At 57.0% G+C, this 13181-nt stretch carries 12 protein-coding genes; all 12 read right to left on the bottom strand.

The window, feature by feature from the left end:
- Positions 1 to 8 precede the first annotated feature (8 nt).
- Positions 9 to 602, bottom strand: a complete 594-nt coding sequence (gene rnfG, locus ACTCIA_RS06555) for an RnfABCDGE type electron transport complex subunit G (RefSeq protein ID WP_463001003.1) — start codon at positions 600 to 602, stop codon at positions 9 to 11.
- Positions 595 to 1563 (bottom strand): RnfABCDGE type electron transport complex subunit D, encoded by a 969-nt coding sequence (locus ACTCIA_RS06550; RefSeq protein WP_463001002.1) that lies wholly within the window; start codon positions 1561 to 1563, stop codon positions 595 to 597. Before ACTCIA_RS06550 ends, rnfG begins: the two co-directional genes overlap by 8 nt.
- Positions 1556 to 2830 carry a 4Fe-4S dicluster domain-containing protein gene (locus ACTCIA_RS06545; protein WP_463001001.1) on the bottom strand — a complete coding sequence of 425 codons (1275 nt, stop codon included), beginning with the start codon at positions 2828 to 2830 and terminating at the stop codon, positions 1556 to 1558. The genes ACTCIA_RS06550 and ACTCIA_RS06545 overlap by 8 nt, the downstream gene beginning before the upstream one ends.
- A gap of 66 nt (positions 2831 to 2896) precedes the next feature.
- Entirely contained in the window at positions 2897 to 3529 is a 633-nt protein-coding gene (locus ACTCIA_RS06540) for a cytochrome c3 family protein (protein ID WP_463001000.1), read from the bottom strand.
- A 203-nt stretch (positions 3530 to 3732) separates the two neighbouring features.
- On the bottom strand, positions 3733 to 4959 hold the full coding sequence (ftsZ, locus tag ACTCIA_RS06535) for a cell division protein FtsZ (RefSeq protein ID WP_463000999.1): 1227 nt from the start codon (positions 4957 to 4959) through the stop codon (positions 3733 to 3735).
- Between the two features lie 79 nt (positions 4960 to 5038).
- Positions 5039 to 6265 carry a cell division protein FtsA gene (ftsA, locus tag ACTCIA_RS06530; protein WP_463000998.1) on the bottom strand — a complete coding sequence of 409 codons (1227 nt, stop codon included), beginning with the start codon at positions 6263 to 6265 and terminating at the stop codon, positions 5039 to 5041.
- 1 nt (position 6266) lies between these two features.
- Positions 6267 to 7142 (bottom strand): cell division protein FtsQ/DivIB, encoded by an 876-nt coding sequence (locus ACTCIA_RS06525; RefSeq protein ID WP_463000997.1) that lies wholly within the window; start codon positions 7140 to 7142, stop codon positions 6267 to 6269.
- A 6-nt stretch (positions 7143 to 7148) separates the two neighbouring features.
- Entirely contained in the window at positions 7149 to 8096 is a 948-nt protein-coding gene (gene murB / locus ACTCIA_RS06520; protein ID WP_463000996.1) for a UDP-N-acetylmuramate dehydrogenase, read from the bottom strand.
- A gap of 9 nt (positions 8097 to 8105) precedes the next feature.
- A complete protein-coding gene (murC, locus tag ACTCIA_RS06515) occupies positions 8106 to 9494 on the bottom strand; it encodes a UDP-N-acetylmuramate--L-alanine ligase (protein ID WP_463000995.1) in 1389 nt (462 codons plus the stop codon).
- Positions 9494 to 10693 carry an undecaprenyldiphospho-muramoylpentapeptide beta-N-acetylglucosaminyltransferase gene (gene murG / locus ACTCIA_RS06510; protein WP_463000994.1) on the bottom strand — a complete coding sequence of 400 codons (1200 nt, stop codon included), beginning with the start codon at positions 10691 to 10693 and terminating at the stop codon, positions 9494 to 9496. Before murG ends, murC begins: the two co-directional genes overlap by 1 nt.
- Positions 10690 to 11814 carry a putative lipid II flippase FtsW gene (gene ftsW / locus ACTCIA_RS06505; RefSeq protein ID WP_463000993.1) on the bottom strand — a complete coding sequence of 375 codons (1125 nt, stop codon included), beginning with the start codon at positions 11812 to 11814 and terminating at the stop codon, positions 10690 to 10692. The genes murG and ftsW overlap by 4 nt, the downstream gene beginning before the upstream one ends.
- Positions 11789 to 13174, bottom strand: coding sequence for a UDP-N-acetylmuramoyl-L-alanine--D-glutamate ligase (gene murD / locus ACTCIA_RS06500; protein ID WP_463000992.1), 1386 nt, complete (start codon positions 13172 to 13174; stop codon positions 11789 to 11791). The genes ftsW and murD overlap by 26 nt, the downstream gene beginning before the upstream one ends.
- Positions 13175 to 13181 lie beyond the last annotated feature (7 nt).

Below are 13181 nucleotides of genomic sequence, written 5' to 3'. Positions count from 1 at the left end.
ATTCGCTCCTAGCCGGTAAAGTTTTTCACCTGGTCTCTGATTTGGGATTTGACCTGCTCGTATATGTCACCGGCCCTGGTCACCGCCTTGCAGGCCGCCCGAGAGGTAACCGTTGCACCGGACATGGCCGTAATATCGCCACCGTCGTCTTTAACATTGTGGCCGCCTGTTACGGGTTTGCCGTTAAACTGTTTTTTGAAATCCTCGTTTGTCTCGATGGTCGCCCCGATGCCGGGGGTTTCATTGTGAGTTGTGACGCTGATACCAATAATCTCATCGGTTTCCACGTCAACGGCAATCATCACCCCCATATCCCCGCCAAACCCGCTGGCAAAAGTCTCAAAGGCAACGGCTTTGGGATTGCCATCGTAGACGGCCACAAAGAAATTTTTCTCTTCTTCTCCCACAGTGAGCGAGAACCGGTCGGCCACCGGATCATTATCCGCTTCCTTGAAGATGTTTTCAATGGCCGGGCCTTTGACGAATTTCAACACCTGATTGTCGATGCGCTCCTCGGTCGCATTTTTCAAAGCCCCGAGCACTCCTCCTGAAAGGCTGCTTAGCACAACCAGGACAACGACCATTTTAATCATTTCACGCATGATGCATAACCCTTCCCGTGGCTTTGGGTCTGATTTTATCAATAAGCGGATGAACCAGATTGATGATCAGGATGGCGTATATCACCCCGTCAACATGGGCACCCTGGTTTCGGATCAGCACGGTGAGCACCCCGCCAAGGGCCCCGTAAATGAGCATGGGAATAAAATGAACCGGTGAGGAGGAATCCTCTGTGGCCAGAAAAAAGGCGCCCATCAGGGTAAACCCGGTGAGCAGGTGAACCCCGGGTCCGGCATAAACCTCAGGGTTGTAAAGATTAAAGCATAGAGCGGAAACCAAAACACCCGCAAGGAAAGAAACAGCTATTTCCCAGCGGATAAAGCCCCGGATCATCAGGTAGACGCCCCCGATGAGCAGACCGAGGCCGAAAGTGGCACCAATTCCTCCTGTTTGCCGGCCAAGAAGCAGGTCGACCAGGGAAAATGACTCAATCCCGGCAGAACCGTAGGCTTTCATGAGCACAAGCGGATAGGCGGCGGTAAATTCAAACGGATAATCCACCAGGGCGGCATTGAAATCAAAATAAATGGGCCAGGAAATCATCAGGATGGCATAAGCCACGGCCACGGGATTAAAGGGATTGCCGCCGATGCCGCCATAAATCTGTTTGCCGATGACCACGCCCACAAAGGTACCGGTAATCACAACCCACCATGGAATCACGGCCGGAAGCAGCATCCCGAAAAGCAGGCCGATCAGGGCTGCGTTTCCGTCCCCGATGGAAACAGGCCTGCGGGTGACCCGGTTCATGAGGTATTCCCAGGCCATTGCCGATCCCACCGACAGGGCCAGAACCCCAAGGGCAGGCATCCCGTAACGAAGCAAACCGGCGATCACGGCCAGCAGGGTGGCGGCCATGATATGATAGTGCTTGGTGCTTATTCTGCTGCCGTCATGCCAGAACGGGGCATAGGAAACAGTCAGCTTCTTTCGATCAGGCATTCTCTTCCTCCGCTGCTTTCAGGCGTTGCACCGCATGCTTGGCCAGTGCGATAAACTGTAGTATAGGTATCCGGGATTCGCACACATAAGCGCATAAACCGCATTCTATACAGGCAAACAGGCTTGCGTTTTCCGCGGCCTGCTCATATTCACCGGCATCCAGATACCGGACCAGTTCGTTGACCGGAATGCTGACCGGACATACCCTGACACAGCTGCCGCAGTTGGTGCAGGGAATATCGGAAAATTCCGGAAGCTCAGAATGATCCTGAATCATGAGGATGTCAGTGTCCGGCGTAATGGGCTGCTCCAGGGAAAAAACCGCATGCCCGGTCATGGGACCGCCGAGAATCACCCGGTCCCCGGCCTCCACGCTCTGGCGGACGGCCTCAAGAATGTCGGAAACATGGGTCCCGACCGGGGCCTTGATCAACTGGCGTGTACCGTCCTTTCTTACAACGGTGAGCAGTTTGTCCACCGGCAGCTCCCCGGTCTGAAGGGCCGCACCAACCGCAACCGCAGCCTCTGCCGTAAAAAAGGCCACCTCGGTATTCCTCTCCTGCTTTGCTTCCAGGGCCATGCGGATCATGTCCGTGCTGCCGGCCGGATACTGCAAATCCACGGTTTTGATTCCGGCGCCGGAGGAACCTGCCACCTGCACCATGTGCGGGTAGACCACAAGCTGGATATTCTGGATGCCGGCAATCTTTCTCAATGCATCGATTCCGCTTTTAACCCCGGCAATGTTGGTTCCGATCACATATTGCTGGGTAACTGCCGTCAGGTCCTGCTCTGTACCCATAACCGCAATGGTTTTAACCGGTCTGTCAGGCCGGTTGAAAACAGAGAAATCCGGACGGCCGGGCAAATCCCTGAGAAACCGGTCTGCCTCGGAAAGGCCTGCGGATTTGAAAACATTTTTGAACCCGGTATCCCGGCTCTGATCCCCCGAACCCTCCAGAGCAATGACCACTGCGGTCATCTGTCTTTCCATAATCCCCAAAAACGGCTCCACGGATTCGATTTTGCCGGCCACGGGGCTAATGGCGCAGGGTACGGGATTGTTTTCAAACAATTGCAGCCGCTGGCCCTGCTGTACGGCATCACCGGATTTGAGCAAAACGCCGCCGGTTTTTTCCATGGGCGCATCCATCAAAAGGGTGATCCGCTTTGCGGGCCTGACAGTCATGGGCTCGGCAGGCGCCTCTTCGATAACCTCGTAGGTCAGCCGGGGTGCTGTAATTCCGATAAATGAGCGCTTGATCATGGATCTACCTTTGCTTGCTTGGACTTATTGTAATGAGCCTATCATTTTTGCCGTGCCCGCTTTGTCCTAGTAGGCATGACAGCCCGTGCAGTCGTCTCTGAGGGGCCCCTGACCCGCCTGCTCGTGGCAGCCGGTGCACTGATCGTGAAAAGCATCCGCGCGCTTGCGGGGTCCGTGACAGTCATTGCAGTTTTCCGTGGTGGGTCCCACGCCGAAATCCTGATGGCATCCAATGCACTGCTGGTGGTAGGAATCGCTGAGGCTCGGCATATACTCATCACCGGTTTCCATGTGGCAGGCATTGCAGTTCTGAGGCTGAGATCCGCTGTCGGGATCATACATGTGATGACAATCCGTGCACGACAGGCCATAGTACTGGCTGTGGGTCTCATGGTCAAACAGGCCCTCTTGCCCGAACGCCGGAACCCGGGTGCTTTCGGCATCATGGCAGGATCCGCAGGAAGCATGCCCTTTGCTTTCATCGTAGGCAATCTCGTGATGGCAGGCAAAACAATCCTGCCCGTAATCCTCGGTGTGCTCCAAATGCGAAAACAATACATTGTCACCGGTACTTTCATACATCACGCGCACCGGTTGTTCCAAGGATTTCGACGGCAGTGCGGCATAAACGACAATGCCGGCAACAAGGCAGACCAGCGCAATGACATAGGCAATTTTGCGTTCATTATTCTCAAACATAACCTGCTGTTTCCTTTCACGGGGCACGCTTTGCAAGTCAAACCCGGCACATCCAGTCACCTGATGCAAAAGGTTCGGCCTTGCCTTATGGATCGCCGAATAAATTCCAAGTTTCAAGTTACTGCCTCTATTACGTGACGATCCATTTGTCAAGAATTTTAAATCTTGGACATCCGGAAAACGCAGTGCACAGGCTGTTGTGGTTAATCGGCCTTTCGCCTCAGAAACGTGGGTACGTCAAGCATGTCCATGTCAAAATAGTCATCCATGCTGTTGACCGCCTTTTTTTTCTGGTTGTCCCGGCCGGCCTGCTTTTCTTCGGCCTTCTGCTGCTTGACCCGCCAGAAGGTGGGCTGGTTGAGATTTTTTTCGTATTCCCGGTCTTCGGAGGTATAATCCCGGACCACTCCCCGTTTGACATCTTTTAGCTGGCGCACGGACTTTTTGGGCAGATGCATCTCCGTTTCATCCATGCTTCCGATTCCTGTGGCAATAACGGTAATGCGCATCTCATCTTCCAGACTGTCGTCCATGGCCGTACCCCAGATGATTTCCACGTCATCATCGCCGATTTCATTGTAAATCCGCTCCGAGGCCTCGATGGCCTCTTCCATGGTCAGCTCGGAGTTGCAGGTGATGTTCATGAGCACACCCTTGGCCCCGGAAATGGAGTTGTCCTCCAGAAGCGGATGGGAAATGGCCTTTTCCGCGGCTTCAATGGCCCGGTTATCGCCTGTGGAAATCCCGATGCCCATGATGGCCATGCCGGACTTGGACATGATGGTCTTGACATCGGCAAAATCGAGGTTGATCAGGCCGGGATGCATGATCAGATCCGTGATGCCCTTAACCGAATGATGAAGAATTTCGTCGGCCATCCGGAACATGTCAATGAGTGTGGCGTTTTTCTTTGCCAGGCCCCGCAGCCGGTCATTGGGAATGGTGATGACAGTGTCGGCCACTTCCTTGAGCTGTGCAATTCCTTCCTCTGCCTGCTTGCTGCGCTTTCTGGCCTCGAACTTAAACGGCTTGGTGACCACCGCCACGGTCAGAGCCCCGAGTTCCTTGCAGATCTCTGCGATCACAGGGGCCGCTCCCGTTCCGGTTCCCCCGCCAAGACCGGCGGCAATAAAAACCATGTGGCTGTCGCTTAAGGCCTCACGCAGCAGATCTGCAGACTCCAGTGCCGCATTGCGGCCCACCGACGGATCGGCCCCGGCGCCGAGTCCCTCGGTGAGCGCCTCGCCGAGCTGAATCTTGGTGTTGGCCTTGGCATGGGCCAGTGCCTGGGCATCTGTGTTGGCCACGATGAATTTGACCCCGTTTAGCTGGGAGTCGATCATGTTGTTGACAGCGTTGCCCCCGCCGCCGCCGACGCCGATGACCTTGATTTTTGCGGAATTTTCATTGTCGAGATAGGTAAAATCCATTGTCGACCTCCTGTATTCGTCGTCTGTTGATCGTCTGTTGTTTATTTATTGATTTCAAATCCCGGCAATTCCGGATTTTTTACAACACCTCTTTGAACCACCGCTTCATCCGGTTCATGATCCGGTGGAAAATATTGGTATCCCGGATGCGGAATTTTTTTCGTTCCTCGTCCTTGGCCCCGTAAAGCACCAGCCCCACACCAGTGGCATACATGGGATTGTTGACCACATCCACAAGCCCGCTGATGCCATGCGGGGCACCCAGGCGCACCGGGACTTCAAAAACCGACTCGGCAATTTCACCAATGCCGTCGAGAAGCGATGCACCTCCGGTAAGCACGATGCCCGAGGCGATTTCCTCCTTCATGTTTGCCCGGTGGATTTCCCTTCGGATCAGGGCAAAAATTTCCTCCACCCGGGGCTCCAGAATCTCGGCCAGGATCTGCCTGGGCAGTTTCCGTCCCTGCCGGCCGCCGACATTGGGCAGATCAATGGTTTCGTCGCTTTTAATCTTGTCGGCCACACAGGTGCCATGCTCCTTTTTGACGCGCTCGGCTTCGGCCATGGGTACCCGAAGTCCCACGGAAATATCATTGGTCATGTTGTTTCCGCCAAGGGACAGGACAAAAGTATGCCGGATGGTATTTCCGGAAAAAACCGCCAGATCGGTTGTGCCCCCGCCCAGATCGATCAGCCCGGTGCCCACCTCCCTTTCTTCCGGAGTGAGCACGGACTCGCAGGAGGCAATGGGTTCGAGAATGATGTCACAGACGTCGAGACCCGCCTGATTGGCGCATTTGACAATGTTCTGGGCCGAAGTCACGGCGCCGGTGACAATGTGGATCCGGGCCTCCAGGCGCACACCGGCCATGCCGACAGGGTTCTGGATTCCGGCTTCGCCGTCGATGATAAACTCCTGGGGAAGCACGTGAATGACCTCCCGGTCCATGGGAATGGCCACGGCACGGGCCGCCTCGATCACCCGGTTGACATCGGCCTGGGTGATCTCGTTGCCCTTGATGGCAATGACCCCGTGGCTGTTAAAGCCCGTGATATGACCGCCGGCAATGCCGGCATAAACCGATGAAATCTCGCAGCCCGCCATAAGTTCGGCATCCTGGACCGCCTTTTTAATCGAGTCCACCGTGGAATCGATATTGACAACCACGCCTTTGCGCAGGCCGATGGACGGATGGGTGCCGATACCGATAATGTTGACCTTGCCGCCGGAAACCTCGGCCACCACCGCACAAATCTTGGTCGTGCCGATGTCCAGCCCCACGACGAGCTCTTCTTGTTCCTTCAATTTATGCCTCCTCCTTCTGGCCTATGGTTTGGCTTTGTTTGTCCGCAGCGGGCCTGGCCACAATCCGGTCCGGGTTGCGCAGGTCCATTTTTTCAAATTCAACAGACGGCTCCTTGTTTTCCAGGTAAACAAGCACCTTTCCCAGCCGTCTGAGCTTGTGTCCGTAATTGCCGTAACCCAGCCGGACCTGCTTTATTGGCAGATCCCGGATCTGCAGGACCAGGCCCAGATCCCGGTCCACCTGGATTTGCTCTATGCTTCGGGTGTTAAAAACGCTGTGGCCTTTCCTGTCCAGCCCCAATACGGCCATTACCGAGGACACAACCGGCGCCCGGCCAACCTCAAGGCTCTGCCAATCCGCGTAATTAAGACCCTTAATTATCGGGAGATCCGAAAATGCCCCTTTGGCGGCCTCCCTGAAAATTTCGCCTTTTGGGTTGATCATAAATATCCTGCCCAGGTCAATGCGCGCCACCGGCTCGTGCTCCCGAATCCGGATGATGATGGATTCCGGAATCTGCCTTCTGACCTCGGCCCCGGAAACCCAGTCCAGGGCCATGAGCCTGCGGCGCGCGGTGCTCAGGTTCACGGAAAAAATATTAACCCCGTTTTCAATTCCGGCGGCCTCCTTTACAAGTTGCTCAGAAAGACGCCGGATGCCGTGCACCTCGACGGTTTCAGCACGAAAATAATCGCTCTGGGTGGCCCAGTCATAACCAAAGACAAAAACCAGGCTCATGGCAATAATGGCAACCGCCCCGGCCAAAACCCGAAACAGGGTCCAAAGCCAGTTGCTGCCCCTGGGTGCTGAACGCGCCCGGACTTTTTTGTATCGGTTTTCCCGGATGTTGGGCTGAACGGTCTTTTTACCGGCCACGATCTTTTATTCCCCCACAATCCGAATTTCCGGCTCCAGGCAAACCCGGAACCGATCCGCAACACCTTTTTGAACCAGCCGGATGAGCTCCAGAATATCTGCCGCAGAGGCATTGTTTTCATTTATGATGAAATTGGCGTGCACCGTCGATATCCGGGCGCCGCCAACGGCCACTCCCTTGAGCCCGGTCTGGTCAATGAGCCGGCCGGCGGCCATGTCCGCGGACGGATTTTTAAACACGCATCCGGCCGAAAACCCTTTTGGCTGGGTTTCCCAGCGGCGGTTGAGCATGGTTTCAAATTCAGCCGCCGGATCGGTTTCATCTGCCGGGGCCAGTGCAAAACGGCCGGAAAGCACGATAAATATCTGCTCACCGCCGTCCCCGGCCGGCTGCCATGACAGGCGCCGGTATTTGAAAATCAACCGATCCCTGTCCAGGGTGCGCACGCGGTCGGGCGGTTCAAGGACCTCAATGCCCTCCAACACAGACTCCACAGCCCCCTGACGGGTCCCGGCATTCATTAAAATGGCGCCGCCCACGCTGCCCGGAATGCCGGCGGCAAAATGCAGTCCCGTATAATTGTTATCAATTGCATACCGGCAAAGAGCACTTAAACGGACTGCGGCACCGGCTTCCACCACCGTCTTTTCCGGGCCTTTGTGCAGAATTTGAATTTGATCAAAACCCCTGCCCGGACAAATCACCACCCCCCGGATTCCGCGGTCTGTGACCAGCAGGTTGGTGCCGCCGCCCAGAACCATCCACGGGATCCCGGCCGCCCGGACAACGGCCAGCAGATCCATAAGCTCCGCCCGATCCTTCGGGGTCACCAGGGCATCGGCCGGTCCTCCCACACGAAACGAGGTATGCCGGTCCATGGGTGCGTCAAATTGCACCCTTGATCCGAACCTGTCGGTGAGCTTTTTTTTCAGATCCGGGGTCATAAGGTTCATAAAATCTTCCTAGGTTTTCTCTTTGCCGGCCTGAAGCCGTGCAGCCAGGGCTTCGCCCGCCTGCCAGACATTTCCGGCGCCCAGGGTCAAAACGATATCGCCGGGTTCAAGCATTTTTTCCAGCATTTCCACGGCTTCTTCCAGGCCCGTCGCCGCCCTGGCCCGTTTATGTCCGTGCGCGCTGATGGCCTCGCAGAGCAAATTGTGATCCACCCCCTCGATGGGCGTCTCTCCGGCGGCATATACGGGCATGACCAGCAGCACGTCTGACTGGTAAAACGCCCTGGCAAAGTCGTCAAACAATGCCCGGGTCCGGGTGTATCGATGGGGCTGGAACACCACCACCAGGCGGCGCTCAGGCCAGCTGGTGCGCACCGCATCCAGGGTGGTTTTAATTTCCGTGGGATGGTGGCCGTAATCGTCGATAATCTTGATGCCGCCGACGTCGGCCTTGATCTCCATGCGCCGCTGCACCCCTTCCAGCTTTTCCAGGGCCGAGCGGATGGTCTCAAATGGTATTTCAAGTTCCCGGCCAACGGCAATCGCGGCCAGGGCGTTGGCAATATTGTGCCGGCCGGGCAGGTTCAGGGCCATATCGCCCAGGTGGCGGCTTTCGTGAAATACTGAAAAGCGGGTTTTGGCCCCGTCAAAAACGATGTTTGCCGCCTGGAAATCCGCCTGGGCCGAAAGCCCGTAGGTGATACAGCGCTTCTTGATCTGCGGCATCAGGTCCTGAACATGCTCATTGTCCAGACAAAGCACGGCCACCCCGTAGAACGGAATCCGGTCAATGAACTGGAGAAAGACCTGCTTAATTTGATCCAGATCTTTATAAAAATCAAGATGTTCTAAATCAATATTGGTTACAACCGAAATGGCCGGGGAAAACTTGAGAAACGATCCGTCGCTTTCATCCGCCTCGGCCACGATAAAATCCCCCGCTCCCAGCACGGCATTGCTGCCGATGCTTTTGAGCTTGCCGCCGATGACCACCGTGGGATCCAGACCGCCGGCGTCGAGAACTGCGGCCAGCATGGAGGTGGTTGAGGTCTTGCCGTGGGCCCCTGCAACCGCCACGCTGTATTTCAGGCGCATGAGCTCGGCAAGCATCTCTGCCCGCGGAATCACGGGCACGGATGCGGCCATGGCCGCCTGCACTTCGGGATTGTCCGTCCGGATGGCAGAAGAAGTCACCACCACGTCGGCTTTTGCAATATTTTCAGGGCCATGCCCCACCTGCACATTCCCCCCCAGACGCTGGAGGCGGCGGGTGGTATCGGATTCGGCAATATCTGATCCGGATACGCGGTAGCCCAGGTTCAGCAGCAGTTCGGCGATCCCGCTCATGCCGATGCCGCCGATGCCCACAAAATGAATATGGTATTTTTTCCGATACATCAGTATTCCTGTGAGTTGGATGAATCCAAAAACCGTTTTCGTCCCGCGGCTTCCAGAATCTCATTGATCACGGCCGCAGCCGCCCGGGGCCGGCCCAGGTTTCGGGCGGCAAGGCAGGCCTTTTCAAACCGGCCGCCGGCATTATCCGCGCAGGCCTGGAGATATTCGGCCAGCCAGGACGGGGTTAAATCTTTTTCAGCAATCATTTCCGCAGCCCCGGCCTTGACCAGTACTTCCGCGTTATGCACCTGGTGATTGTCGGCTGCATACGGATAGGGAACCAGCAGGGCCGGCAGACCCACGGCGGCGATTTCCGCCAGAGTGGCCGCCCCTGCCCGGCACACCGCAAGATCGGTCTGCTCATAGACTGAGGCCATATCCCTGAAAAAGGCGGAAACCGCCGAATCCACGCCCATGCGCACATAGGCCCGGCGCACGGACTCTTCGTCATGGGGCCCGGTCTGGTGAATCACAAAAAATCGCCCGGGTTCCTTTATCTGTGAAAACGCTTCAACCACGGCCGTATTCATGCGCCGGGCGCCCTGACTGCCGCCGAGCACGGCCACGGTAAAAGGCTTTTGCCCGCCTTCGTGGATGCGCATGCCGCGATTTTCAGAAACCTCCCGGATCTGCCGCCGCACGGGGTGGCCCGTGAAACGAATTTTACCGGGCCGGCATGAAATCCGGGTATCTTCAAATGAGACCAGCACGCGGCGGGCCAGCCGGCTCAGCCATTGATTGGTCATGCCGGCAATGCGGTTCTGCTCATGGATCAGCCTGGGAACCCGCCGCAAGAATGCCGCCAGGATTACGGGGGCGGCCGAATACCCGCCCATTCCCAGCACCGCGTCCGGGGCAAAGCCGCGGATCAGGCCCAGAGATTTCCAGAAGCCCCGGGGCAGCAGCATCAGGGACCGGCCTTTTTGCAGCAGGCCCATGCCCTTAAGCCCGCCTGCGGAAATCTGCGCGATCTCAAAAGAGCGGCCGGCCAGCACGGTCTGTTCAATGGGCCTTCCGGTTGTCACAAACATCACCCGCGAGCCCGGAAACATGCGCATGATCTCTTCGGCCACGGCAATGGCCGGAAACAAATGTCCGCCTGTTCCCGCACCGGCAATCATCAGCCGCAGGGGCCGGGGCCTGGCCGGGAGGGGTTGCTCCCCGGAAAGTCCGGATTGGTTATTTGCTTCCTGATTCATACTTTTTCCGACATTCCGATGTTTAACAAAATGCCCACGCAAGCCAGCTGAAACACCATGGACGAGCCGCCATAGCTCATCAGGGGCAGGCTCAGCCCTTTGGTCGGCAGCAGGCTCAGGTTAACGCCCATGTTTACGATGGCCTGCAGGCTAAGCGAGGCGGTAATGCCGAAGGCCAGCAGAGACCCGAAACAATCCCGCGCATGGGCGGCAATTCTCAACCCCCTCCAGAGAATCAGCATGTACAATGCCACCACGAACAAAACCCATACCAATCCGCCTTCCTCGCCGATCACCGAAAAAATGAAATCCGTGTGCGGCGCAGGCAGGTAAAACAGCTTCTGATAGCCCTCCCCGAATCCTTTTCCGAAAATACCGCCGGAGCCGAAGGCCATCAGGGAATGAATGATCTGGTAGCCCTCGTCCAGGGGATATTTCCACGGATCCAGAAACGTCATGTACCGCTTGAGCCGGTACTCCGAGGAAATCAGCAGCCAGACAGCCGCAGGCATCACCAGGAGCATGGCCGATGCCAGGTGCCGGAGCGGAACCCGGCCGGCAAACATGATCATCCAGGCCAGCACCCAGAAGATGGCAATGGTCCCGAAATCCGGCTGCATTAGAATCAGCACCGAAAAAACCCCCAGCACCAGCAGATGCGGCAAAAACCCGATAGTCGGATCCGCCACCTTTACCTGTTTTTTGGTCAGGGAATAGGCCATAAACACGATCAATGCCAGCCTCGCCAGCTCCGAGGGCTGAAACGACACCCCCATCACCCGCAGCCATCTGGTGGCCCCGCCCGCGGAATGCCCCGCGCCGGTGACCAGCACAATTGCCAGCAGAATCGTGGCCCCAAGCAGCAGCACATAGCTCAAGGGTTTAAAAACACGATACGGCAGCACCATGCAGACCAGCATGGCGGAAAGGCCAAGCATTGCGTTGATCAGCTGCCGGGTGAAAAAATAGTACTCTTGCGCGTAATAGCGCAGGGCAATTTCACTGCTGGCGCTGTAGACCATGGCAATGCCGATGCCCACCAGCATGATGACCGGAAAGATCAGCATCAGATCCGGGGTTGCGCTGTTTCCGGATTTATGTGTTGTCGGCCTTGCTGCCATCTGCCCTTTTTCCTGTCTGTTTCACGGCCCGCTGGAAATCTTCTCCCCTTTGGGCATAATTGTCATACAAGTCAAAACTGGCACATGCAGGCGAAAGCAGGACCGTATCCCCGGCCTCTGCCAGATCCGCGGCAGCGGCCACGGCCGCGTCCATGGAATCCGTGCGGACCGATTGCACAATCCCGCCCAGTTCCCGCTCTATGGCCGCAGATGCTTCGCCCAGCAGCACAAGAGCCCTGACCCGGTCTTTTACAACAGGGACCAGACCTTCGTATCCCCCGCCCTTGTCCCGTCCGCCAAGAATAAGAACCACCGGAAAGGACACCGCAGCCACGGCGCGGACCACGGCGTCAACGTTGGTGGCCTTGGAATCATCGTAATAATCCACCCCATGGAACCGCCCCACATACTGAAGTCTATGGGGATCCGGGACAAATTCGCGCAGACCGCGCAAGACCCCTTCACGGCTTGCGCCCGCAGCCAGAGCGGCCAGGGCCGCGGCAGCCGCGTTTTCCATGTTGTGGCGGCCCGGAAGGGGCACATCGGTTGCCGATATGGTCATCTCCCCGTGTTCCGGGGTCTTGACCCGCATTTGCGCATTTTCGATCCAGGCTCCGCAGTCCGCATCTTCCTCCTGATTAAACAGGCATTTTCCGGCGCTGATGTCCCGGGTCAGTTCCATGATCAAATCATCGGCACGGTTTAACACGGCAATGTCGGCCTGGGTCTGCCGGTCAAACAGCCTTGTCTTGGATCGGCCGTAGGCCCGCAGGTTCGGATACCGGTCCAGGTGATCAGCGGTAATGTTTAACAAAACGCCCACCCGGGGATGGAACGTATCCGCGGTATCGAGCTGAAATGAGCTGATTTCCGCCACCACCACATCCGCATCCATGGGCCCGTGGGCATAAGAAATCAGCGGCGTGCCCAGATTGCCGCCCACAAAGGCATTCAAACCCGAGGCCTTGAGCATTTCCCCGATCAGGCGCGTCACCGTGGTTTTGCCGTTGGTCCCGGTCACGGCCACAATGGGCGTGTGGATAAACCAGGAGGCCAGCTCGATTTCACCGGTAACCGGCACTCCGGCATTTTCCGCACGCACCACGGATTCCAGGGTATGGGGCACACCCGGGCTGAGCGCGATCAGATCCGAGTTCTCAAAGGCGGCCGCATCATGCTCACCAAGGATCACATCCATCCCCGCCCTGCGCAGTCGGGCCGGTATATCGCCCAGGGCCGATTCCGGCGAGCGGTCCACGGCTGTCACCTTTGCCCCCCGGGCGTTTAAAAACCCGGCCAGGGCCTGGCCGGTTTTTCCCAGACCCACCACCGTGATATGTTTGTCCTTGATCGGTTTCACTGCCTGA

Source organism: Desulfosalsimonas sp. (assembly GCF_055149105.1).
This window is presented reverse-complemented; position numbering and strand designations above follow the sequence as displayed.